The sequence below is a fragment of the Ruegeria hyattellae genome, assembly GCF_041537925.1.
Taxonomy (GTDB): domain Bacteria; phylum Pseudomonadota; class Alphaproteobacteria; order Rhodobacterales; family Rhodobacteraceae; genus Ruegeria_C.
Genome location: NZ_JBGOSH010000024.1, coordinates 1 through 22,100, shown reverse-complemented (window position 1 = coordinate 22,100; position 22,100 = coordinate 1). Strand labels below are relative to the sequence as shown.

The following is a 22,100-nucleotide window of genomic DNA, read 5'->3' as shown; positions in this document are numbered from 1 at the left end:
CCGGATTTCGGCGATCCGGCGTTGAATGACGATAACATCAACTTCGACAACCCAAAAGGCTTCTAAGCCGAGTTTAACTAGCGTCACCCTGATCAGTGTGGCGCCGTAAGCTGGGAATATGCCTCAACTAAGGATTTGTGGAAGGCTGCGGCCGAAAAAGCCGGCTCTGCCGACCCGGATGCCGTGGCTGCTGCGATGAAGGATGGTGGCACCGGCAACACGCCTTCGGCGATGCTGAATGGTGGGGCACCGAGTTGTTCGGCATCAACAACGCACTGGTTGGTGACTGGCCGGTGGTGGCGATTGAGGACAGCAGGCCACAATCAAAGGCTTCAAAAACATCCCTGCCTGGTACGAGACCCACGGTGATCCGCTAATCAAGCATATCAAAGCCTATAACCAAATGTGGGACCAACGCGGCCAGACAGCCTCTTTGATGATTGCAGGACAATACGCGCCCTTGTCCGTCATCAAATTAATTGGTCCGATTGTGCTGACAGCATTCAGGTTAGTCTGGCTCATCGGTTGGGATCTTAAGCAGCGGACCCAAGATTGAGCAAGCGTCGCTGTTTCAGGGTTCTTTCCGTGGTGTGTTTCCTTTCTTTCAGAATGTCGTCGCTGCGACCGAAGTAGACATCGGCGGGCGTCAGGTTTCCCAGGCTCTCATGGTAGCGATGATTGTTGTCGTGGGTTACGAATTCGCCGATAGCCTGCTCGAGCGCCCCTGGCAGGTAGTAATTTTCGAGCAGGATGCGGTTCTTGAGCGTCTGGTGCCAACGTTCGATCTTGCCCTGGGTCTGAGGATAGTTTGGCGCACCGCGGACGTGATCCATGCCCTGACCTTCAAGCAAATCCGCCAGGTCAACGGAGATGTAAGACGAGCCGTCATTGCAACACGACCAGTTTGTGGTCTTGTAGCTCGTAGGGGACCAATTGCTCATGCCTCCCAGCTATCATGCTGGATTCAGGAGATGAATCCCCCAAACGATTTGTGCAACAAAGCCAAGACAAAGTGCAAATCTAGAGATTTCAACCCGCCCGCGCAGCGGATCTTGCGACTCCGCCGCTCATCCTCCGAACCCTGCGGCTTTGGGAAGCCACGTGGACAAGGCTGGGAGTGCAAAGACGATTATCAGCCCCAGGAACATCAGCGCGGCATAGGGCAAGGAGCCCCGAATGACGTCCGATAACGGGGCCTTGGCGATGCCCTTGATGACAAAAAGGTTCATGCCCACAGGCGGTGTGATCAGCGCCAGTTCAAGGTTGATCATCAACAGTATACCGTACCAGATCGGATCGATGCCAAGCGCCACCATGACCGGAAAGACAATCGGGGTCGTGATCAGGATGATCGAGATTGTTTCGAGGAACATGCCGAGCACCAGGATCAAACACATCACCGCGACAACAAACATCGCCGGGCTGAGGCCGATGGCCGTGACCTGTTCCACAATTTCGATGGGGAGACGGATGATGGTCACGGCGTGACCAAACAGTGCCGCTGCTGCCAGGATCATGAATAGCATGGCGGTTGTGCGCACCGTCTCGAACGCGGTGACCCAAAGATCATGCAGCCCGAAGTTACGGTAAATCACGACGCTGATGATCAGCGCATAGAGGCATCCGATGGCCGCCGCTTCGGTCGCGGTAAAGATGCCCAAATATATTCCGCCCAACACAACGGGTGGCATCAACAGGGCCCAGATCGACAGCTTCATACGTGCCCAGATGACGCCCATGCCTGCAAAGGGCTGAGCGACGACAGAGCCTCCGAAGCCGGCGCTGATCATCGCCCAGGCCGCAAAGATCATTGCCATCATGATGCCCGGGATCAGCCCAGCCAGAAATAGCGCACCGATCGAAGCCTCGGTCACGATAGCGTAAAGGATCAGCGGCCCGGAAGGCGGGATCAGAATGCCAAGCGTGCCGCCAGCGGCAATCACGCCGTAGGAATAGCTAGGCCGGTAGTTGAAGCGCTTCATCTGCGGGATGGCCGTCGAGCCGATGGTAAGCGCGGTTGCAACGGAAGAACCGGAGATGGCCGCGAAGATGGTACAGGAGAGGATCGTGGCGACCCCAAGCCCCCCCCGCAAATGGCCGACCATCGCGTTGGCCGCATCATAGAGGTCTTTTACGACGCCAGCGCGGATCATCACATGTGCCATGAAGGCAAACATCGGGATGGCGGTCAGCAGGCCGTTGTTCAGCTTGGCAAAAACCGTGTCGGCGGCGCTGTTCACGTTGCCTTCGGTCAGCAGCATGATGATCAGTGAGGTCAGACCGAGACCTGCAAAGATCGGCATGCCCGTCAAAAGAAGAACGATCAAACCGGTCAGAATCAGAAAAGTCATCATGGCCGGCGCACCGTCAAAAGAGTGAAGATGCGGGCCATTGCAGCCAGGATAAGGATAACCATGCCAATCAGCAGAAAACCTTGCGGGATCCACATTTGAACACCCAGATATCCGTCTGAGTAGACGCCGAAATCGTAGGAAAAATGCACCATGAGCACAGCGCTGTAGAGAACGGCGGACGCCACAAGGATCACCCCGATCATCCCCCATAGATCAACCAGCCACTGCGTGCGCGGCCCGGCGCGTTCGGTGAGCAAATCAACCCCGAAGTGCTCGCCACGCAAGAGTACTTCGCCTGCGCCGAGGGCCACCATCGCCACGACGATGAAGCCATTGAGCTCATCCGAAAACGTGACTGGTGTTCCGAGCAAATAGCGCATGAATACGCTATAAGCGACCACCCCGAAGACGATGAGCACCAAGAGTGCAGCCACGCCGGCACCGGACAGCGTGACAAGGCGTACTGCCCGTTCTACCCCTGAGACCCGGAGGGTCTCAGGAGCAGTGGTTTCATGATCGAACTTCACGTCAGTTTGAGATCTGGTTGACCAGGTCGAGAAGCTTAACGCCGTCCTCGCCTGTTGCGCCACCAAAGGATGCGTCAAACGCAGGTACCATCAACTCTGTCCAGGCGGCTTCTTCTTCAGCCGTTTGGAAATGGACTTTCATGCCTTTCTCCTCCAGCTGCGATGGCGCGGCGGATGAGGCCTCTTCCGATGCTTCTACTGCCCAAACTGCGGCTTTTGCTCCGGCTTCAGCGATGACTGACTTTTGGGCGTCTGTAAGCCCGTTGTACCAGGCAGGGTTCAGGTAGCCGTGGAAGAACACGCTAAAGAGCGGCACAACGGTAACGTGATCCTGGACTTCGAAGTACTTGCGCGAATACGCAGCGGCGATGTCGGTCATGCCAGCATCGATCACACCCGTCGAGAGCGCTTCATATACCTTGGAGCCAGACATCGCTGAGGGTGCTGCTCCCATCGCAACCAGCCCGGCGTCAGCCACCGGGTTCAGGCCCCTGATCTTCACGCCTTCAAAGTCGGCAGGATTGATCAGCGGTGCCCCATTTGACGTCATCGCGGTCATCCGAGTGGTGAAGAGCCAAACGGCGTTTTGCACCCCCTTTTCAAGTAGCTTCTCTTCGAGGAATGCGGCCGCTTCGCTGCCTGGCCAGGCGGCAAGCGTTTCCAGATCGGTGACAGCATAGGGTTTCAGCGTCACGTTCATGACTGGCAGGGTTTTGCCCCATTGCGGATTGATCGAAAACGCACATTCGATGTTGCCTTTTGCCACCGACGCGATGTTCTCACGCGCGCCGACAAGGCTGTTGGCACCAAATATCTGTACGTCGATCTCGCCGCTCGACAGGGTCTCGATTTCCGCGGCCCACTGGTCAATCACTTTCGCAATATGGTGCGATGGTGGCAGTTGGTGGCTGCAGCGCATTTCGGTCGCTTCGGCGTACACTGCGCTGCTTAAGCTTGATGCGGCCAATAGCGAAGCCGCTACTGTTTTCAGGATGTTCATGTTTTCCTCCACTTTGTCATTCAGTTTGTTGTTGGGCGTGCCAGTTGATCTGTCGCGGTGCTCCGGCACGTGGCAACGCACCGTAAAGTTGTTCATCCGGCATCTCGGACGCAGCGATCTCTCGGACGGAGATCAGTTTTTCGAGATCAATACCGGTCTCAAAGCCCTTTCGCTCACAAAGATATATAAGGTCTTCAAAGACCACGTTTCCCGTTGCGCCGGGGGCAAATGGACAACCTCCGAGACCTGCCAGTGAGCCGTCGATCACCCGGATGCCGGCGTCCAGGGCGGCCGAGGCATTGACGATCCCCATGCCGCGCGTATCGTGCAGGTGAATGCTCAGCGTGACATCGCCCAGTTCTTGTTGCACGCGCCGGACGACGTCATGCACTTGATCGGGGCCCGCAAATCCAACGGTATCTGCAAGGCCTATCACGTTTGCACCGGCTTCGGCACAGGCTGCTGCGATCCGCACCACCTCGTCAGGGTCGACCTCGCCAGCAATCGAGCATCCAAACGCCATCGCAATGCCGACCTGTACCAAAGGCACGGTTTCAGCGTTCCGCGCCAAGTCTACGGTTCTGCCGACAAGAGCAATCGCCTCCTTCCGAGAACGGCGCGCATTTGCCTGGCTGTGTTCTTCGGTTGCCGAAACAACCGTCACGATTTCACCAACCGGGGTTTGAACCGCGTCCTCCGCTCCGCGGTTGTTCAGGGCAAGTGCTGCGGAGTGTACATTGAGGTCTTTGCAAGCGTCGATGACCAACCGAACATCTGCGAATTGCGGCATAGACTTGGCCGGAAGGAATGAACCGACCTCAAAGTGCCGAACGCCCGCGGCACTTTCCCGGCGCAACCATTCGGCCTTGGCCGCTGTGGTTGGGTAGCGATTGACCATTTGAAGCCCGTCGCGCAATCCGACTTCACGCAATACGACCCTGTCGGGCGGGTATGTTTCAGACAGGCGGCTCATGTAGATTTCCCTTGCGACTTACCGCTTGCGGCATGGATCTCGGCAGCTGACAATCCAATCTCCGCGAGAATGCTGTCCGTGTCGTCACCGACGTCCGCAACATCGAGCGAGGCCGGGCTTGGCATATTGCCGTCCACCTCAATCGGCAGGCCCGGTGCCCGAAACGTGTGACCGTCGGGCAGATGCGAGAGATTCAAACCACCGGGCCGCATAACATGGGGGTCCCGATACATGTCGGCCGGGCGATTGATTGGCGAAAAGGGAATACCAGAGGCCTCGAACATCTCGACCAACTTGTCAAAGTTGTGTTTCTGGATCGCTTCGGCGAAAACCGGAAGCGTCCAGTCCCGGGCTTCGATCTGGTCCATCTTTGTCTGTAGACGAGCATCTTCCAGCAAATGCTCCAACCCAATTGATTTGCACAGAATAATCCAATGTCCTTCGGTCACAGCGCCGACAAATATCTGCCTTTGATCGCGCGTGCCGAAGATGTCATAGACTGGCCAGGAAAACTCCCGCTCGGGCATCGGGGACGGCTCGTGTCCATCCAGATCGAACTGCACCATATGCTGCATGACCAGCATCAGGCAGTTCTCAAAAAGACCGATCCTCAAAGCGCGCCCGGTACCGGTTTCCCGCCGCTCCATCAGCGCACCGAGCACCGCGAGCGCCCCAAAGAGCCCCCCCATAATGTCATTTGCCGAAGAACCAATACGCAGCGGTCGACCTTTTGGGCCGGTCATATAAGCGATTCCGGTCATCATCTGCACGACCTCATCCATCGCCGTGCGGTCTTGATAAGGCCCATGCAAAAACCCCTTGCAAGAGGCGACAATCAGCTTGGGGAGTTTCTGACGCAATGCCTCAGGCGCGAAGCCCATCTTGGCGAGCGATTGGTCGCGAAAATTCTCAATGAAGACGTCTGCGGTCTGCAACAGCTTTTCCAGTGCGGACGTCCCCGCAGGGGATTTCAGGTCCAGAGTGATAGAGCGTTTGCCACGGTTGAAGCTGGGGAAAAAGCCGCGTCCCATACCGGTCAGGTGACGGGTCTTATCGCCGGCTGGGGGTTCGACCTTGATGACCTCTGCGCCCAAATAGGCAAGGATCTGACCACAGCTTGGCCCCATGATCATATGAGTCATTTCAACGACCCGAATGCCCTTCAATGGCTCGAACTCATCTGGCACCTAGCGTCCCCCTGCACACAGTCTGGATACCTCAGTAGTCCAAAAGAAGTGCTCCTAAAATTATAATGTTAATACACTACCTTTCTGATATTGAGAAAGCATGGACAGCAGACAGCTTCGCTACTTCGCCGCAATCTTCGAAGAGGGTGCCCTTGCTCGCGCCGCAGTTCGGGAAAGGGTCGCAGTTTCTGCGTTGAGCAGGCATCTCGCTAATCTCGAGGCCGAACTCGACACGCCCTTGTTCAAACGTCTGCCAAGGGGTGTCCGCCCGACGGCGTCCGGCGCGCGATTGTACGAGCACACGCGCACGATCTTGCGATCCATGCAGGCCGCCAGTGCTGATATCAGTGATACAAAAAAAGAAGTCGCAGGTGAGATTTCGGTCGGATTTTCCCATTCGGCCGTCAAGGCGATCGGCGTGCCCTTGATGCAGCGTGTCTTACAATCCTATCCGAAACTCCGCTTGCATCTCTCCGAGGTTTTTTCGGGTTCGACCACCCTTCAGCTTGCGTCGTCCGAAGTGGATCTGACCCTGACCTACAACCAGCTTCCTGATCCGCGTTTCAGGTTCCAGCCGATTCTGGAAGAGGAGCTGGTTTTGGTGGGTCGGCCGGATGTTGTGGGCGGACGTGGCCCAATCAGCTTTGACGCGCTGCTCGACCTGCCGCTGATCATCCTACGACAGGGCCTGAACACCCGCGCCGTGATGGACGACCCGTCCCTGCTCAGACGGCTGGAAGAACACGCGCAGTTCCAGATAAACTCAATCGTCGCAATTGGTGACTCTCTCTTGTCGGGCATCGGCTGTCTTGTTGGAACCGAGTTCATCCTTAAAGACCACATCGACGCCGGCAGATTGGTGACCCGTCCTATTGTGAAGCCCAAGCTCAACCGGACGCTCTATATCGGAGAGTTGAGCGATCGCCCTGCGACCTTTGCCTTTGAGGCTGTACGCCAGCTTTGTATTGAGCTGACGTTTGAAGCGGTGGAATCGAAACGATGGAGGGCGACGCTGACAGATTGACCGGGAAAATCGTGAAAGGGCGTCTATAAACCGCTCCTCACTCGCGTCCTGTTTGACGATACCGCGGCCGTGATTGATATCATGAACATGTGCCGCATGGAGGCCGCAGGAATCCACCAAGACGAAATGCAAATCTCTACCGCCAACTACAGACGGTTGCGAAAGAGAGACCCGAACTATTGCTTTGAGGCACGCTACGGGCATTGGTTCTCTACGCGGATCTGGAAGTTTGGGCTCGAGGCTAACGTTTTCTGCGACATACTCAGAATGAGACTAAGGGCTCTTACCTGCCGTTGCTGAGCTACTGGGTTACTGCGTCAGCATTCGGCAGCTTAAGTCTGAATGCAGACCTTGCCCAACTTGGCGGTGAACAGGAGCAATGCGCAACAAAGTGAGCTTTTGCTGCGTCTGCTTCAACGACCAGTTTAGACGGATTCGCAAAAAATTGATGCGCCATGAACGAAAGCCCATCACTTGTCTAGCGCCTTTATTCCGGGCCACTGATTTGGGTTTTTCTAATAAGGTTCCTGGAACTGGAATGAACTTGCGATCGCTCTGGGCCTTACGTTCTCGAAAGCGCAAACCGTGACTTTGGGTGTGACCAGTTTTCGCGGTTACGCCGCGCTCGATTGGGGCGCCATGAACGCCGCGTCAATCATCGCGATCATTCCCATTCTGGTCTTCGCTATCGTCGCACAGAAACATATCGTCAAAGGCCTGACCCTTGGCGCAGTCAAAGGTTGAGATGTGCCATTCAAAGAAGCCGATATCTATCAGTTTCCAACGGTTTTCGGGTGGAACATGTTGGTCGAGGTTCCAAATTTTGTACGCTCGAAGATGTTGATCGTGACGATGGAGGATTTGTGGCCGAAATTCAGCCCGACCCTTCCGCAAGATGCAAAGGTCTATTTTGTTGACTCGATGGAACGGTCGCGGCTCGAAAACAATCTCGCAGTGCTTCCAGATATTGCTTCAATCGTTGGGCGCGGTGGGGGGCAGGCGGTTGACGCCTCCAAGTGTTTTTTCCTGGCGGCTAAACCTTCCACTGTTTCAATTTCCAACATCCCAGTCGGTTGATGCCGTGTTCGGCCATCGTTCAGGTGTGCGCGAAAATAGTATCGTCAAATATGTGGGTTGGGCCGTGCCGGAAACGGTCTACATCGATCTGGAAATTATCGAGGGCGCTCCTCGCGCATTGAATATCGGCGGTTTGGGTGATGTGCTCTGTTTCTTTCCCCGCGCATCGGCTGGCGATACGCCCATGCGCGGGGAAAGTGCGAGAAACGCTGGCCTTATGACGAAAGCCTGGCACAGATTTCCTTGTCCAAGGCCGAAACCGCATTGGCTGAACTGGACGAGACTAAGGCGCTCAACCCACAAGGAATTGAAATCATGGTTGATGTCCTGAAATGAGGTTGCGCCTCTTACCATGGGGCCGGCTGGAATCCACACCACATAGAAGGTGTTGAACGCTACATCTTCTATGATTTGGAAGCAGGCACAGAAAAGAGTTCCTGCACGGACAGGCGGTTTGTCTGAGCCTTGTGATCGGCGCAATGATGCACGCAAACCGCGCTGATGAGCTTTTGAAGGCGGTTGTTGCGCTGGGTGTCGACATCCGCCCTTCAGCGCTGGGTGTCACTTGGGGCGATGTTTTTGATGCAATGCGGGGGCTCAGGAAATTCGTGTACCGTGAATACCTCGCCTACGGCATTGCAAACGATTTCGTGGTCACCGAATTATTTCTGACAAAGGCCCGGGACAAGATTGAGGAGGCGTTTTCGGTATGAACTCTCAGCGAGAAACCAAACCACTGCACTTACGGCCTCCCGAGGATCAATTGGCGGCAATGGGATTGCAACTGCCGCAAGTTATTGATGTATTTTACAACTTCGACCTTGGGTCTGTGGATGGGACAACCCTCTACCTGTCCGGCCAGGGTCCGCTTCTCGAAAATGGGCACCTGGCACGAGGCAAAGTTGGTCACGATGTGAGTGTTCCAGAGGCTCGTCATCACGCTATGCGGACCGGCTTGGTCCTGATCAGCGCAATGAGAGAAGTTCTGGGCTCGCTCGAACACGTAGCACAAATTCGCAGAGTGTTCGGCATGGTCAACAGTGTCCTTGAGTTCGCTGAGCACCCTGAGGTGATCAACGAGTGCTCCGATCTATTCTGTAGCGTATTTGGTTCGCGCGCGGCATTCTCGTGCAGCAGTTGGCATGGGATCCCAGCCGGGGAACATTACTGTCGAGATTGACGCCATAGTGTCGATTTCGCCTGATTGGAACCCACGGACATGAGAGAAGTCAGATTTATGAATGCGTCAAAACGCAATGGAGATGTTGAGGTTATTAAGGACCTCAACCTGCATGTGCACGAGGCCGAGTTCATCGTTCTGGTATGTCCGTGGGGGTGTGCAAAATCCACCACGCTCAGGATGATCGCCGGGCTAGAGAGCATTTCGTCGGGCGGCTTGATGATCGGGAACAGACGCGCGAACAGTCTGTCACCCGCCGAGCCCAATATCTCGATGGTGTTTCAGTCCTACGCCCTGTTTCCGAACATGTCGGTCAGGGAAAACCTTTCTTTTGGTCTGAAACTGCGCAAAACCGACCAGGCAACAGTGAGCTCGGAAGTGGCCCGCGTGGCGCAAATGCTCGGTCTCGGCGAGTTGTTGGAGTGCAAACCACGCCAACTGTCAGGCGGTCAGGTGCAACGAGTGGCTTTGGGTCGTGCGATGATCCGCAAACCATTGGCGTTTCTCTTTGATGAACCTTTGTCCAATCTGGATGCCGAATTGCGGGTACAGATGCGTGGTGAGATATCTCAGATGCAGAAGGATCTTGGAACGACAACGGTTTACGTCACACATGATCAAGTCGATGCCATGACCATGGGGCACAGGATTGCGGTTTTGAACCGGGGTCAGGTCATGCAGGTCGGCACTCCGATCGAGCTGTATAATAACCCGGCAAATACCTTTGTTGCGGGTTTCATCGGTAGTCCCCGCATGAACCTTGTCTCGGCAGAAACCCTTCTTGAGGGGGCGGAGTTCGTGGATAGCCGAATTGCACCGCCTCCCGGGTCGCTTCTGGGAATTGGACCTTAGCATGTGACAATAGATGAGAGCGTTGGGATTAGCATCGGGTCCGCTTGTGTGGATCGCATGGAAGATCTGGGCCATGATGCGTTGGTACGTTTGACGACATCAAACGGTGCTGTTCTGACGGTGCGCATCGGCGGTGAAATACGTGGTCGTGTTGTGCCGGGTCAGAAGGTGGCAGTGGGAATTCGCCCGGAGCACTTGCACGTTTTTCGGGTTGAAGGGGGGGAACGGCTGTAATGACAAGGGATCCTTTTGAACGTTGGGGCCTGACCCCTGTCATCAATGCGGCCGGCACCATGACAAGCATTGGCGCGTCACGCGTCGCACCACACACACGTGCCTTGGTAGACCAGATTCTGGCATCCTTTGTCGATATGGATGAGTTGCAAGCCCGCGCAGGTTCGGTCATTTCGCGCTTAACCGGGGCCGAAGCCGGCTGCGTTACGGCTTGTTCGGCCGCGGCCATGACCCAAACTGTCGCCGCCTGTCTGACCGGTGCCGATCTCGCACGCATCGAGATGTTGCCCCAGACGGACCAAGAGCGCCGCCTTCTGCTGCCGATGGGGCACATGGTCAACTACGGCGCGCCTGTGGATCAGGCCATTCGCCTGGCCGGTGCTGATGTCGTTCCGGTCGGAACGGCGGCCGCATGTGAAGAATGGCACCTACGCGCGGCGCTTCGACAGGGGGCAGCGGCGGCGATGTATGTCGTGTCGCACCACACCGTGCAAGAGAACGAATTGCCGATGGATCTGTTCATTGCCTGCTGCCGGGAATACGACGTTCCGGTCATTGTGGATATGGCCTCGGAATGTGATCTGACGGGTCCGGTCGCACTGGGCGCGTCGGCAGCCATTTATTCAGGTCACAAATTTCTGGGCGGTGTCACAAGCGGCATTGTTGCCGGTAAGTCCGACCTTGTTCGCGCCACCTACCTGCAACATCGCGGTATAGGTCGCACGATGAAAGCTGGGAAAGAAAGCGTCGTTGGCGCGATGTCCGCGCTTGAGTTATGGGAAACTCGCGATCACGACGGCGCAAAATCCAATGAAGAGGCGTTGGTCGACGGCTGGATCAGGGACCTGTCAGACATTCCCGGACTGGCCCTGGCTCGGCACGCGGACTGGACAGGCAATCCCATCACACGCCTGCAGATTACGGTTTCCCCCCTGGTCGCAGGTTTCAATGCCTGGGAACTTGCGGATAGGCTTGTGGCCAGATCACCTCGAATTATCGTCCGCGACGATCTCATCGAGCGGCAGGAAATCTATCTGGACCCCTGCAACCTGACGCCGGACGAGGCCACACAAGTCGCCGATTCCATCAGCGAAGAAGCGGCACGGTTTCGTTTTGAAGGTGGTGGGCGGCAACTGAGTTGGAGCGATGTAAAACACGCAAGAGAAACCTCGGCTTTAGCCTGGAAAGGAAATCGCGTTGCTTCTTGAAGGTCGCCGCATTCTCGTCACTGGTGCCGCGCGAGGGATTGGTTTGGCCGTCGTACAGGCCTGCCTAAAACAGGGTGGCGACGTGCTGATGACGGATTTGGACTGTGAGACCCTGGATCAAGCTGCGGCAACCCTGACGGAACATGCAGATCGGTTGCGTCACTGCCGACTGGATGTCAGCGATCTTGAAAGCATCGAAACAGCGTTGTCCGGAATCAGGGATTGGCCTGCACTGGATGGTTTGATCAACAATGCTGCGGTGCTCGACATCAATCATGCAGGGACAGTGACTGATGAGCGCTTTGCTCATGTTCTGGACACTAACCTAACCGGTGCACTGCGCGTCACCCGCGCGGCACTTCCCATGCTTGGTAATTCTGCCGCCCCGGCGATTGTCAACACATTGTCCACCCAGGCATTTTTCGGTGTTCCCAGATCGGCGGCATATGCCACCGCGAAAGGTGGCCTATTGATGTTGACCCGATCCATGGCGGTGGACTTCGGCGCAGAAGGGATTCGGGTCAACGCCGTGGCGCCAGGTTTCATCAATACCCGTATGGCCTTGACCGAAGATGGTGTGCACGAACATGAGATGGAGGGATTCAAAGCACACTACATATCCGAGGGGCGAATCCCACTGCGACGTCCGGGAACGCCAGAAGATTGCACCGGTGCCTATGTCTATCTCCTGTCTGACCTTTCCAAATATGTCACCGGGCAGGTAATTTACGTCGATGGCGGCCTGAGCGCGACTTATTGATGGTCTCGGCCTCTGATATCCGTCATGCCAGCGGGGTAAATTCCATTCTTGGCGAAGGCGTCCGATATGACAAGTCCAGCGACACCGTGTTTTGGTTGGATATCCCCACCAGTCGTGTGTGGCGCTTCTTGCCGGATGGTGGTGAAGCAGAACTGTTTCTAGGCCATAACGCGGCCTTTGCCTGTTTGACCGAAAACGGAAGCATCCTTGCGGGCGGCGAAGGCGGGTTTTTCCTAGACGGCGCGCCAATGAGTCAGGATTGACAAGGCCCAGATGAAGTGTTGAACGATGGCGCGGTTCACCCCTCTGGTGAGCTTTTGGTGTTCGGAAGCTGTGATTGGGACGAAGAATATCCCAGCGACCATATGTGGTGCCTTGGCAGCATGCTGTCCAAACTTCCCTGATCTTTTCGGTGTTTAACGGCCCGGCCTTCAGCCCGTGCGGAAAGATCGTCTATTTTGCGGGTTCCCCGGAACGAATAATCTACTCCGCCCAGATCGATCCGCGTCTTGGACGGGTAGGTGAGCGCAGAGTTTTCGCCGAAATTCCCGACGCTCTGGGGTATCCTGAAGGCATGGCATCTGACGATAAAGTCGCAACTTGGTCTGCACACTGGGATGGCGGCTGCATCACCCGGTATCTTCCTGATGGCTCCGTTGATCGCCGCATTCCGATGCCTGCGCAAAGTGTCGGACGACGGACAAACCAAGTTTCCGCCTAACCTCCAAAATTGGAGAACAACTAACGGCAATCCGAGCAATCACTGACTCAGCTCCATTGTTCTCGCTCCACTATCGCGTCTTAGGAAAGGAACCACGCGGCAAAGAACCCACACCGCTTGCGTTGGATCAGCGAATTACGTGTACCGAACACTTCGCGTGATGCACGACCCTGTTTGCGGTAGAACCAAGAAATATGTCCTCGAAGCCGGGCTTATGCGACGCTAATACGATGCAATCTACATCGTTCTCATTTGCGAAATTGACAATCGCCCTGCCAGCATGCCCCGATATGAGCCGTGTCTTCGAACCCGGTATTTCAGAGGCATTCTGATGTAGGCTTTCCAGTAATTCATGCTGCGTATTCGCAAACACTTCGCTTGATATTTGAGACGCCACGTATGGCGGGATCGGCTCTTGGACGTGCACTACGGTACAGGCTGCATCCGCATCAGCTAACTGGCGCGCAGCTTCAAAGGACGCATGAGTGTCGTGGTCCTGGTCCAGAGCAACCGGGATCAGGATGTTCTTGTACATTGGAACTCCTCTCTACTACCCTATGACTTCAGTTTTATTTTTTCGGCAGCAGGAACCCTACACAGGTTCAGATTTCGAGGATTTGCTTGCACTCTTCGTCGCTGCCGCAACATCATCAACTGTTTTCTCGACAGCCTCAGCCTCGGATTCGGCTACATACGCAGCACAACGGGCCACGGTTTCGAACCATTCCTGTGCGTCTGCAACCAATCGTTCTGCCGAATGACGCTGCCATTCCGCCATGTTCTGCAGCGCGTTAGACGGATCAGACGAGTTCGCGGATGACGCGCTGCGTGCTGCTTGCAGAGCAGTGCGAACCGCTTCGTGGCGTCGTTCAAACCAATGCTGCGCAAATACCTCGGCCTCCCCGAGCATTTTTTCCTGCGCATCCCAAAACTGCTCGATCTGAGCGCTGAAAACGGGATTGCCCGACATCGGCGGTTTCATTTGCTTGAAAACGCCCACAAGAGTGGCCGGATCATTTGAATGGGATTTCTTTGTCGACATCGAGAGTTCCTCCTCGTTCCCTGAGTGACCTATTATCCCACATGCTGTGAAGCTTCGCCTTAATGCAGATCAATACCCCATATTTTGAGCTTCTGGTATCAAACAAAGGCGGATCATTCGTATTTGCGTCTAGATCGGTTCCTAGGAGGATAAATTGGAGTTAGAGTAGTCTGAACAGGTACTTATCGCTTGGTCTTCTATGAACGTTGCCGGCTTTTTGATTACACTTGGTGTCCTTTTCCTCGCTGGATTGGCGGCGGATCAACTCGGCCTGGCCACACATGTTCCTCGCGTTACAACCCTGTTATTTCTTGGTTTGATCGCCGGGAACGCAGGAATGGGATTGATCCCGCTCGACGTCGTCACGTGGTTTGATGAGGTTTCCATAGTGGCCTTGACGATGGTTGCGTTTCTTCTTGGAGGATCTTTGACAAGGGAGAATCTGGTTCAGCACGGTCGGGCTATTCTGGCAATTTCGGTTTCGATTGTAGTCGCAACCGTCGTTATTGTGTCTGTTGGACTTACTTCAATTGGCCTACCCCCCGGGTTGGCGTTGGTGTTGGCCGCAATAGCCACCGCTACGGCTCCGGCTGCAATGACGGATGTGATCAAACAATCCGGAGTATCCAACACTTTCACAGAAACGCTAAAGGGAGTTGTGGCGATCGACGACGCTTGGGGCCTGATCGTTTTCAGCATTGCCTTGGTTCTGGCTGGCCATACGGATGGTTGGGCCGCCGTCACGGCCATTGCGATGTGGGATTTCGGAGGTGCCATTTTGTTGGGAATCGCATTGGGGGTTCCTTCTGCTTTCCTAACCGGTCGCTTGAAATCGGGCGAGCCGATGCAGGCCGAGGCGGTGGGAATTGTCTTTCTTACAGCTGGCCTTGCACTGTGGCTGGAGGTTTCGTTTCTAGTAGCAGGGATGGTTGCAGGCGCGGTTATCGGGAATCTTGCCCGCCATCACGACCGTGCCTTTCACGAGATCGAGCACATTCAGTGGCCATTCATGATCCTGTTCTTCCTCCTGGCTGGTGCCACATTGGATGTTGAGGCCTTTGGCTTAATGGGCTGGGCCGGAGTCCTTTTCCTGATCCTACGCACCGGAGCACGCTTTGTTGGTGGCTATTTTGGGGCGAGACTAGGAGGCCTACCGTGCCATCAGTCTTATTGGTACGGTCCCGCCTTGCTGCCACAGGCCGGGGTTGCAGTCGGCATGGCCCTCGTGGCCGGAGAGCAGTTTCCGAATTGGGCAGCGTCGATCATGGCCTATACCTTGGCCAGTACGGTGGTGTTCGAAGTGTTGGGTCCACCATTGACACTTATGTCAATCAGACGCACTGCTGATAAAGCATAGCAAAGTCAGTGACTAATCGACCTGGATCGATTCAAGAAAGGCGAGCAAATGCGCAAGCGGCAGACCTACCATCATCGGTTGGCCGTTCGGCAAAGCCACCGCGATTTGTTGGTCTGTCTCAAAAACCGCGCCGAAGATGGGCATTTCGCCCCCGTGGGCGAGCAATTGTGACCGACCATCAATCTGCCTAGCGATGCGATCTATCGGAAACACGCCCCCATTTTCGGCGGCCAACTTGGTAAGGTCCGGTGTTCGAATAGCCAACATTTCAGCCATCGGCCCATCCCCGATAGCTTCGAAACCGTGGCATTGCCAGCAATACGTCCGGTACAGGTCGTTTCCACTCTGAACGTTGACTTCCTGCGCTGTTGCAGTTCCTGCAGCTATTAACGCCAACAAAACCCCGCGAAAAACCAGCATTTGCACCTCCTCTGCCCAACTTCGTTACTGTCCAGATTAAACAATCGTTTAGACACTTCTTTGACCTCGCTCATGTTGGTAGCGCCAATGCAAGTGGACCCAAGCTGACGTGTCGATTGACTTAGATCAAAGCACCAACACTATTCACATTGTGGAATACGAACGCTTCAACGTGATCTACGTTCACCGAACTGTCGCCAAGCAAACTCGGAGGTGAACGGAATTTTGAAGGAGTGGAAGTTCCACCCCAGGGGATCGGTAGGGGTGGTGGCGAGCCCCCGCTTCACTGATTGGCAACCAAATCGCCTGGACGTTGAGACCAATGACATTCGACGCGGCTTAGATCATCGTAGTAGGCCGCGCCGCCAGCCGCGAACAGTGACAAGAAGGACACTGCTGGCAACATGGTAACAGGTCAGTTGGTGAAACGAGCTTATGAACACTTATGACCCAACAGAACAGAAACTCAGACGGGCCCTTACGACTCCGTTGCTCACGCTTTATGGCCTTGGTGTAACGGTCGGAGCGGGAATTTACGTTTTGGTTGGCGCGACGGCGGACATTGCCGGACCGTTTTCGGCGTTTTCGTTTGTTGTGGCCGCACTCGTGGTATCGCTGACAGCGCTTTCATACGCAGAACTCGCAACGCGGTTTCCCGTCAGCGCAGGCGAAGCAGCATATGTTGAGGCAGGATTTCAAAAACGCTGGACGGCGGTGTTGGTCGGTCTTGCGGTCGCAGCTTCCGGCGTTATCTCGGCCTCCGCAGTCGCTATCGGAGCCGCGTCATATCTGCACGCACTAACGGGTATAGGGATACCGCTCTAAACTATCGGCGTTGTGTTGATCATGGGTCTCATTGCGCTTTGGGGGATTACGGAATCGGTTCTCGTTGCGGCTGTCATCACAATCATCGAGATAGCAGGGCTTCTCTTTGTGATTGGCTGGGGCATATCGGTTCAGGACCCACAGGGATATGCAATAAGTTCGATGGTCCCCCCATTCGAGATTGACGCGTGGAGGGGGATCTTCGCAGCATCGCTGCTCGCCTTCTTTGCATTCGTTGGTTTTGAGGACATGGCCAATGTCGCTGAAGAAGTGAAAGACCCGGTACACACCATCCCAAAAGCGATTTTGCTAACGCTCGTTCTGGCAACGGTATTGTATCTTGGAACCTCAATGACGGTTCTTCTTGTTGTTCCGATCGATGTTCTTTCGACGTCCGCAGCACCGCTTTCGCTTGTGTTTTCAAATGCACCCGAGATGATCAAACAGGGCTTTTCCGCAGTCGCGATAGTGGCGACGGTCAATGGAGTGCTGATCCAGATGATCATGGCGTCGCGGGTGATCTACGGGCTTGCTGACCGGGACCACCTCCCGAAAGTCCTGGCAATAGTGCCTAATGCGACGCAGACGCCAGTTGTCGCTACTCTACTGATCGTCGCGATAATCGTGCTTCTGACCCAAACTATTCCGATTGGCATTCTGGCAGAGCGCACGTCACAAATCGTTCTGGGCGTCTTTGTATTAGTCAATATCTCGTTGATCCTGTTGAAGATGAAGCCAAACAAATCTACCGAGCACTTCCGAGTGCCTCTTTTCGTACCGATCCTTGGCGTGATCACCAGTACATTGCTTTTCGGAGCTGGGTTTCTCTAAGTAAATGCAACGGCAAAAGGGCCTCCACGAAACTACTATGGCATATGACTACTGACCGATCTTCCATAGGAATGCAGCTCTCAGCTTGGTGGCATAGGACGTTTGTGGAGCTGGCTCAGCAGTTGCAATGGTCTTACTTGCCGCCTTTGATGGTCTACTTCGCTGCGGGCGTTTCCGGCCTGACCTCGGTCGTCGGCGCCTTTTTCCTGAAAGACTACCTCGATTTATCCGCGTCATTCGTTGCAGGGCTGGCGTTTTGGGCAGGCATCCCGTGGATTCTCAAAATGCCGCTTGGCCATGTCGTGGACCTGTTTTGGCGCTGGAAATCCCTGCTGATCCTGTTTGGCGCGTCCCTGATTACCCTATCCTTGCTCACTATGTACGGACTTGTTACCACCCCCGCACAGATGGCCAACATCATGCCGCTGGAAGACTGGTATGTTGTCGCCCTGATCTTGGCGCCTTCAGGCTATGCCATTCAGGATGTTGTAGCAGATGCCATGACAGTCGAGGCGGTTCCAAAGATCGATCAACACGGTCTCTCGTTCACCCCTGAAGAAACCCGTGTTCAGCACACGACAATGCAAACCTTGGGTAGAATCTCCATAATTTCCGGGTTTGCGGCGGTAGCGGCCATCAACATCTGGATCTTCTCCGGAACAGAAGAGCTGCAAAAATCCGATCGCCTCGCACTTTATGGCCAAGTCTACCTAATAGCTCTGGCCATCCCCGTATTGTCCCTCAGCGGAGTCGTTCTTCACACCTTGATCCAGCGTCAGCGTTTACGACGGGGTCATCCACCGCACACGCCGGATGAAGTCACCGAAGTCAAATGGTCAATTTTGCTCGGCGGCCTCGCGTTCGTTGCACTCAGCATCCTGCTGGGAACCGCAGATTTTGAGTTTGCACAAGAGACTGTCTTTGCAGTTTCCCTTATGGTAATCCTGTACCTCATGTCGCGTCTGCTGAAGGAGCTGCAACCAGCACAGGCGAAAGCCCTGATTGGAACGGCGACAATCATTTTTGTTTTCCGTGCTGTTCCTCTGCCGGGGCCCGGCCTGACTTGGTTCGAAATCGATGAATTGGGTTTCGACGAGCAATTCTTGGCAATCCTAGCTTTGTTAACTTCACTGCTGGCGTTGCTCGGACTAATCGTACTCAGGCCATTTATGGCCAACCGTTCCATCGCACATGTGGTGGTATTGCTCACGATCGCAGCAGGTATCCTCGCCTTGCCCAACCTTGCCCTCTACTACGGCGTTCATGAGTGGACGGCGGCGCATACAGGCGGAGTTGTCGACGCAAGGTTCATAGCCATTCTCGACACAGCCGTTGAGTCCCCGCTCGGGCAAATAGCCATGGTCCCGATGTTGGCTTGGATTGCGCGGAATGCCCCGGTTCAGTTAAAAGCGACCTTCTTTGCCGTGATGGCATCGTTTACCAACATGGCGTTGTCGGCAAGCAGTCTCAGTACCAAATATCTCAACCAAACTTACGTCGTCACGCGCGCGGTCACCAACCCAAAGACCGGCCTCGTCACATCAGCCGCAGATTACAGTGAACTTGGGTGCTTACTGATCTCAGTGGCCCTGATCTCTGTGATCGTTCCCTTAGTGACGGTGTTCTTTGTTCAAAAATCACGCTTTCGAACGATCGAGTGATCACTGGTTTTCTGGCTCGCGCAAAAGAGCTTTTAGATGTGAAACCGGAACGCCAATATTTGAGCCACCGAACTCAGGCAGAATCGCAGCGTTGATAGCAACAACCTCTCCCCGCCGATTTAACGCCGGCCCCCCACTCCCACCGGTTGTCGTCTCGGCGTCATAGACGATGGTACTCGTGCTCGTCCGCGCAACGATCCCTCGGCTGGCTAGCGGTTGAATCTTGCTTTGCATGGAAAGGTGGGACGCTATCGACCAGAAGTCTAGGGTTCCTTCTTGCTCAAGCGTTTCAAAAAATCCTGGCCCAGCCTGCGCGATCAGAGCCTTCAAACCTGTTGGATATCCCAGCAAGTAAACTTCTTCACCGGCGCGCGGCGCGACATCTGCCAACGGCATTCCGAAGCCTTGTACCTGGCTTCGATCAATTGCCAGAATCGCCAAGTCTGCTGTTTCACTGAACCGAGCTAAGTGTGCCTCTATTGGTTCAGCTTGATCTGGCAAATAGGCCAGCAATCTCAGCATCTCCGCCTCAAGGCCAGCTTCTTTCAGAGCTTGCTCTCTGTCTCCAGAGGCCCAGGGCAAAGCAACGTGGCGGTTGGTGGCCATCAACGGAGCCCCTTCAAGCAGAAAACCGGTCCCCGTGAACTGGAATTCAGCGGGTTCACCCGTCGCATCCGGTTCGATCCAAGGCTGGCCAAACGGGGTCTTCAGCTTTTCCCCGCTCGGTCCCAACACGTACCGCAATAGCTTCCCGCTTTCCAGGTGACGCAATCCATATGCACCTTGGAGGAAAGCAACGGACCGAGCAGAAGCGGAAATCACCCGCGTTGGCGCCCCGGCTCTGTGTTCCAGACTCCCGAGACGTTGCTCGGTCGACAAAACTTGATTTTCAAATGCGTCTCTCAGCGAAGCCAAGTCGTCAGGTGTAAGTGCGTCTTCTTGCGCCTGGGCCAGCACAACCGCAACCGCTTCGATCTTACGGGATTCCTGTTCGATACTCGTCGCCAAGCGCCTGTCGTTTTGGTAAAGCAGGATAACAAAACCTGCGATCAGAAAAAGCGCAGCAACAACCGTGACCCTGAACAGAATTGTGGTCTGAGACGCAAGCCTGCGTCCACTGTCGCGCAAGGCACCGGACATCCTTTTGACAAAAGGTCGACGGCTTGTCCGGGAGTAAGCGTATGCGTCACTTAGGATATCTTCAACTGTATGACGGGTGGGAAACGAGTGATTGCACAACCTGTACCGAGACATAGGGCCCTTTTCGCCGAACTCGATCATGTCACCATGTTCTAGAGTCGCTGACGAGACCTTTTGCCCGTTCACCCATACATTGCGCCCCAATGACGCGTTTATCGTGTGACCACCTTCGGTCCACTGAAAAGTGGCGATATCGTTGTCATGGGGAGGCACGTCCTCTTTGGGTCGAATGCTTAGGGCCCTGCTTTCACCAACAGAAACGGTCAGGGCATTATCGACAAGCCAGTTTAGAGTTCCACGCGATGGTCCGGTCAGGCTCTCCAGAAAGGCGCGCACGTCACCTTCGCCAACATTCGCTGAAGGTCTCATGCCGTTCTCGTCCGGTTTCCGCATTTTGCCCCCTATCCAAACGCGCGGTGGCATTCTAACACGCTGCAACACGAAACCCATGGCAACGTTTTGGACTGCGGCAATGTTTAGACTTTCCCCTCGAAACGAGGCCTAAGAATGACTCGTTGGCTTCACCCAACAACACCCTCATTGGATTACAACTAAAAGAAGGCCGACCGATGACCGGCCCTCTGCGCTGAAGTCCTTGGATACGGTATTGTTCCGCAAAGCCGGCTACTTCGAGGAAACCTTGATCTTACGGCTTGGATCTTGAGGCTCAGTCTTTGGCATTTCGATATGCAATACGCCTTTATCGAATGTGGCTGAAACCTTGTCGATGTCGACGGTGTCCGGCAGTGTCATGGCCCGGGAAAAGCTGCCATAACTTCTCTCACTGATACGCAGCTCGCCCGTATCATCATGAGTAATTTTCTTCTGGCCCCGTAGCGTAAGCCGACGGTCTTTGACTTCGATTTCGACGTCGTCCTCTTCGAGCCCCGGCAGTTCAGCCGTAAGGCTAATTGCAGTATCCGTTTCTTGGACATCAATCGCTGGTGAAATCGCGCCTGTCATATCAAGAGACGGAAAACCTGTGCGTTGCGCAGCCGTTTCCAGCGGTAAAAACGGTGATCCGCCTCCTAAAAACCGCGACATCAGGGTTTCCATTTCACGTCGAAAGTTATCGGAGAGCGGATGCGTTCCGGTGAAAAGTTGCGGGGTCTTCTTGTCTTCTAGCATTTTCTGAACCTCCTGCTTTAGTCCGATTGCGCGGAGGCAGTATTATGGCAGAAAATGCGGATGCTGACGTTGATCTTGCGCAAGCGAGCAATTGCAGCGTCGCCCCGATTTGTCGTACTGGCCAGACTGCCTCGTACCAGCAGTTTGAGCTTTGTTGTACAAATCCGGTGAAGAACGTGCTTCGCCTATCCCCGGACGGATTTATCCTACGGCCTCTGTGACAAGTACTCCGAGGGCAGTGTAGCGGTTGAGGATCGCGGCGCGGATTTGGATTTCCGCGACCTGCCGGTCCAAGTCCCTCGCCATAAGGCTTTGGCCCATCAGTTTCACGCAATGCCTCTTCGTTTCGACGCGGCTTCGGCGGCGATACCCGGTCAATCTTCGCCACAGGGCGCCGCCCAAGTATTTTGTCGCTCGCACTGCCTCATTTCGGGCGACGGCCCCGGCGCTAGTGGGCTTCCAGGGTTTGGCATTTTTCGCGGCGGAATGACGGCATGGGCGCCACGAGCCGCAATCGCGTCATGGCACTTGCGCGTGTC

23 protein-coding genes and 3 pseudogenes are annotated in these 22,100 nt (G+C 55.1%); 14 read left to right on the top strand and 12 right to left on the bottom strand.

Annotated elements, in window-relative coordinates:
* Nucleotides 1-533: 533 nt before the first annotated feature.
* From AB1E33_RS28220 to AB1E33_RS28195, 6 genes and pseudogenes are all read right to left on the bottom strand, one after another.
* Nucleotides 534-890, bottom strand: a pseudogene (locus AB1E33_RS28220) (integrase core domain-containing protein); the annotation flags it as partial.
* Between the two features lie 177 nt (nucleotides 891-1,067).
* Entirely contained in the window at nucleotides 1,068-2,354 is a 1,287-nt protein-coding gene (locus AB1E33_RS28215) for a TRAP transporter large permease (protein ID WP_372580552.1), read from the bottom strand.
* On the bottom strand, nucleotides 2,351-2,881 hold the full coding sequence (locus AB1E33_RS28210) for a TRAP transporter small permease subunit (RefSeq protein ID WP_372580551.1): 531 nt from the start codon (nucleotides 2,879-2,881) through the stop codon (nucleotides 2,351-2,353). Before AB1E33_RS28210 ends, AB1E33_RS28215 begins: the two co-directional genes overlap by 4 nt.
* A 1-nt stretch (nucleotide 2,882) precedes the next feature.
* A complete protein-coding gene (dctP, locus tag AB1E33_RS28205) occupies nucleotides 2,883-3,977 on the bottom strand; it encodes a TRAP transporter substrate-binding protein DctP (RefSeq protein WP_372580550.1) in 1,095 nt (364 codons plus the stop codon).
* The gene (locus AB1E33_RS28200) at nucleotides 3,898-4,854 is read right to left on the bottom strand and encodes a hydroxymethylglutaryl-CoA lyase (protein WP_372580549.1); all 957 of its coding nucleotides are present in this window, start codon (nucleotides 4,852-4,854) and stop codon (nucleotides 3,898-3,900) included. The genes dctP and AB1E33_RS28200 overlap by 80 nt, the downstream gene beginning before the upstream one ends.
* Nucleotides 4,851-6,041, bottom strand: coding sequence for a CaiB/BaiF CoA transferase family protein (locus AB1E33_RS28195; protein ID WP_372580548.1), 1,191 nt, complete (start codon nucleotides 6,039-6,041; stop codon nucleotides 4,851-4,853). The genes AB1E33_RS28200 and AB1E33_RS28195 overlap by 4 nt, the downstream gene beginning before the upstream one ends.
* Before the next feature lie 100 nt (nucleotides 6,042-6,141).
* Here AB1E33_RS28195 and AB1E33_RS28190 point away from each other — a divergent pair, with 100 nt between their 5' ends.
* The 11 genes from AB1E33_RS28190 to AB1E33_RS28135 all read left to right on the top strand — a co-directional run bounded on the left by AB1E33_RS28190 (nucleotide 6,142) and on the right by AB1E33_RS28135 (nucleotide 13,097).
* A complete protein-coding gene (locus AB1E33_RS28190; protein WP_372580547.1) occupies nucleotides 6,142-7,065 on the top strand; it encodes a LysR family transcriptional regulator in 924 nt (307 codons plus the stop codon).
* A gap of 597 nt (nucleotides 7,066-7,662) precedes the next feature.
* Nucleotides 7,663-7,809, top strand: a complete 147-nt coding sequence (locus tag AB1E33_RS28185) for a hypothetical protein (protein ID WP_372580546.1) — start codon at nucleotides 7,663-7,665, stop codon at nucleotides 7,807-7,809.
* A 3-nt stretch (nucleotides 7,810-7,812) separates the two neighbouring features.
* Nucleotides 7,813-8,142, top strand: coding sequence for a hypothetical protein (locus tag AB1E33_RS28180; RefSeq protein ID WP_372580572.1), 330 nt, complete (start codon nucleotides 7,813-7,815; stop codon nucleotides 8,140-8,142).
* Nucleotides 8,143-8,621: 479 nt separating this feature from the next.
* Nucleotides 8,622-8,855, top strand: a complete 234-nt coding sequence (locus AB1E33_RS28170) for a hypothetical protein (protein WP_372580545.1) — start codon at nucleotides 8,622-8,624, stop codon at nucleotides 8,853-8,855.
* Nucleotides 8,852-9,322 carry a RidA family protein gene (locus AB1E33_RS28165; protein ID WP_372580544.1) on the top strand — a complete coding sequence of 157 codons (471 nt, stop codon included), beginning with the start codon at nucleotides 8,852-8,854 and terminating at the stop codon, nucleotides 9,320-9,322. Before AB1E33_RS28170 ends, AB1E33_RS28165 begins: the two co-directional genes overlap by 4 nt.
* A gap of 39 nt (nucleotides 9,323-9,361) precedes the next feature.
* A complete protein-coding gene (locus AB1E33_RS28160) occupies nucleotides 9,362-10,174 on the top strand; it encodes an ABC transporter ATP-binding protein (protein ID WP_372580543.1) in 813 nt (270 codons plus the stop codon).
* Nucleotides 10,175-10,177: 3 nt separating this feature from the next.
* Entirely contained in the window at nucleotides 10,178-10,408 is a 231-nt protein-coding gene (locus AB1E33_RS28155) for a TOBE domain-containing protein (RefSeq protein WP_372580542.1), read from the top strand.
* Nucleotides 10,408-11,616 (top strand): aminotransferase class V-fold PLP-dependent enzyme, encoded by a 1,209-nt coding sequence (locus AB1E33_RS28150; RefSeq protein ID WP_372580541.1) that lies wholly within the window; start codon nucleotides 10,408-10,410, stop codon nucleotides 11,614-11,616. Before AB1E33_RS28155 ends, AB1E33_RS28150 begins: the two co-directional genes overlap by 1 nt.
* Nucleotides 11,606-12,376, top strand: a complete 771-nt coding sequence (locus AB1E33_RS28145) for an SDR family NAD(P)-dependent oxidoreductase (protein WP_372580540.1) — start codon at nucleotides 11,606-11,608, stop codon at nucleotides 12,374-12,376. The genes AB1E33_RS28150 and AB1E33_RS28145 overlap by 11 nt, the downstream gene beginning before the upstream one ends.
* On the top strand, nucleotides 12,376-12,639 hold the full coding sequence (locus tag AB1E33_RS28140) for an SMP-30/gluconolactonase/LRE family protein (protein WP_372580539.1): 264 nt from the start codon (nucleotides 12,376-12,378) through the stop codon (nucleotides 12,637-12,639). The genes AB1E33_RS28145 and AB1E33_RS28140 overlap by 1 nt, the downstream gene beginning before the upstream one ends.
* 104 nt (nucleotides 12,640-12,743) lie before the next feature.
* Nucleotides 12,744-13,097, top strand: coding sequence for an SMP-30/gluconolactonase/LRE family protein (locus AB1E33_RS28135; protein ID WP_372580570.1), 354 nt, complete (start codon nucleotides 12,744-12,746; stop codon nucleotides 13,095-13,097).
* Nucleotides 13,098-13,224: 127 nt separating this feature from the next.
* On the opposite strand, the gene AB1E33_RS28130 is transcribed toward AB1E33_RS28135, so the two are convergent.
* Both AB1E33_RS28130 and AB1E33_RS28125 read right to left on the bottom strand, forming a co-directional pair.
* Entirely contained in the window at nucleotides 13,225-13,632 is a 408-nt protein-coding gene (locus tag AB1E33_RS28130; protein ID WP_372580538.1) for a universal stress protein, read from the bottom strand.
* Between the two features lie 57 nt (nucleotides 13,633-13,689).
* Nucleotides 13,690-14,139, bottom strand: coding sequence for a phasin family protein (locus tag AB1E33_RS28125; protein WP_372580537.1), 450 nt, complete (start codon nucleotides 14,137-14,139; stop codon nucleotides 13,690-13,692).
* A gap of 199 nt (nucleotides 14,140-14,338) precedes the next feature.
* Here AB1E33_RS28125 and AB1E33_RS28120 point away from each other — a divergent pair, with 199 nt between their 5' ends.
* On the top strand, nucleotides 14,339-15,496 hold the full coding sequence (locus AB1E33_RS28120) for a cation:proton antiporter (protein WP_372580536.1): 1,158 nt from the start codon (nucleotides 14,339-14,341) through the stop codon (nucleotides 15,494-15,496).
* A 12-nt stretch (nucleotides 15,497-15,508) separates the two neighbouring features.
* Here AB1E33_RS28120 and AB1E33_RS28115 read toward each other — a convergent pair whose 3' ends face one another.
* Nucleotides 15,509-15,916 (bottom strand): c-type cytochrome, encoded by a 408-nt coding sequence (locus AB1E33_RS28115; RefSeq protein WP_372580535.1) that lies wholly within the window; start codon nucleotides 15,914-15,916, stop codon nucleotides 15,509-15,511.
* 435 nt (nucleotides 15,917-16,351) lie between these two features.
* Between AB1E33_RS28115 and AB1E33_RS28110 the strand changes: the two are divergent.
* Nucleotides 16,352-17,572, top strand: a pseudogene (locus AB1E33_RS28110) (APC family permease).
* Nucleotides 17,573-17,676: 104 nt separating this feature from the next.
* The gene (locus tag AB1E33_RS28105) at nucleotides 17,677-19,233 is read left to right on the top strand and encodes an MFS transporter (RefSeq protein WP_372580534.1); all 1,557 of its coding nucleotides are present in this window, start codon (nucleotides 17,677-17,679) and stop codon (nucleotides 19,231-19,233) included.
* On the opposite strand, the gene AB1E33_RS28100 is transcribed toward AB1E33_RS28105, so the two are convergent.
* The 3 genes and pseudogenes from AB1E33_RS28100 to AB1E33_RS28090 all read right to left on the bottom strand — a co-directional run.
* Nucleotides 19,234-20,826 (bottom strand): trypsin-like peptidase domain-containing protein, encoded by a 1,593-nt coding sequence (locus AB1E33_RS28100; protein WP_372580533.1) that lies wholly within the window; start codon nucleotides 20,824-20,826, stop codon nucleotides 19,234-19,236.
* A 231-nt stretch (nucleotides 20,827-21,057) separates the two neighbouring features.
* Nucleotides 21,058-21,561: an Hsp20/alpha crystallin family protein gene (locus AB1E33_RS28095; RefSeq protein WP_372580532.1), complete on the bottom strand. Its 504-nt coding sequence runs from the start codon at nucleotides 21,559-21,561 to the stop codon at nucleotides 21,058-21,060.
* 201 nt (nucleotides 21,562-21,762) lie between these two features.
* A pseudogene (locus AB1E33_RS28090) lies at nucleotides 21,763-22,100 on the bottom strand (transposase); the annotation flags it as partial.

Coding starts and splice junctions, on each gene's coding strand:
- AB1E33_RS28215 (WP_372580552.1), bottom strand. CDS start 2,354: ATGATGACTTTTCTGATTCTGACCGGTTTGATCGTTCTTCTTTTGACG.
- AB1E33_RS28160 (WP_372580543.1), top strand. CDS start 9,362: ATGAGAGAAGTCAGATTTATGAATGCGTCAAAACGCAATGGAGATGTT.
- AB1E33_RS28150 (WP_372580541.1), top strand. CDS start 10,408: ATGACAAGGGATCCTTTTGAACGTTGGGGCCTGACCCCTGTCATCAAT.
- dctP (WP_372580550.1), bottom strand. CDS start 3,977: ATGAACAACTTTACGGTGCGTTGCCACGTGCCGGAGCACCGCGACAGA.
- AB1E33_RS28120 (WP_372580536.1), top strand. CDS start 14,339: ATGAACGTTGCCGGCTTTTTGATTACACTTGGTGTCCTTTTCCTCGCT.
- AB1E33_RS28095 (WP_372580532.1), bottom strand. CDS start 21,561: ATGCTAGAAGACAAGAAGACCCCGCAACTTTTCACCGGAACGCATCCG.
- AB1E33_RS28115 (WP_372580535.1), bottom strand. CDS start 15,916: ATGCTGGTTTTTCGCGGGGTTTTGTTGGCGTTAATAGCTGCAGGAACT.
- AB1E33_RS28170 (WP_372580545.1), top strand. CDS start 8,622: ATGATGCACGCAAACCGCGCTGATGAGCTTTTGAAGGCGGTTGTTGCG.
- AB1E33_RS28140 (WP_372580539.1), top strand. CDS start 12,376: ATGGTCTCGGCCTCTGATATCCGTCATGCCAGCGGGGTAAATTCCATT.
- AB1E33_RS28100 (WP_372580533.1), bottom strand. CDS start 20,826: ATGCGGAAACCGGACGAGAACGGCATGAGACCTTCAGCGAATGTTGGC.
- AB1E33_RS28190 (WP_372580547.1), top strand. CDS start 6,142: ATGGACAGCAGACAGCTTCGCTACTTCGCCGCAATCTTCGAAGAGGGT.
- AB1E33_RS28130 (WP_372580538.1), bottom strand. CDS start 13,632: ATGTACAAGAACATCCTGATCCCGGTTGCTCTGGACCAGGACCACGAC.
- AB1E33_RS28200 (WP_372580549.1), bottom strand. CDS start 4,854: ATGAGCCGCCTGTCTGAAACATACCCGCCCGACAGGGTCGTATTGCGT.
- AB1E33_RS28165 (WP_372580544.1), top strand. CDS start 8,852: ATGAACTCTCAGCGAGAAACCAAACCACTGCACTTACGGCCTCCCGAG.
- AB1E33_RS28125 (WP_372580537.1), bottom strand. CDS start 14,139: ATGTCGACAAAGAAATCCCATTCAAATGATCCGGCCACTCTTGTGGGC.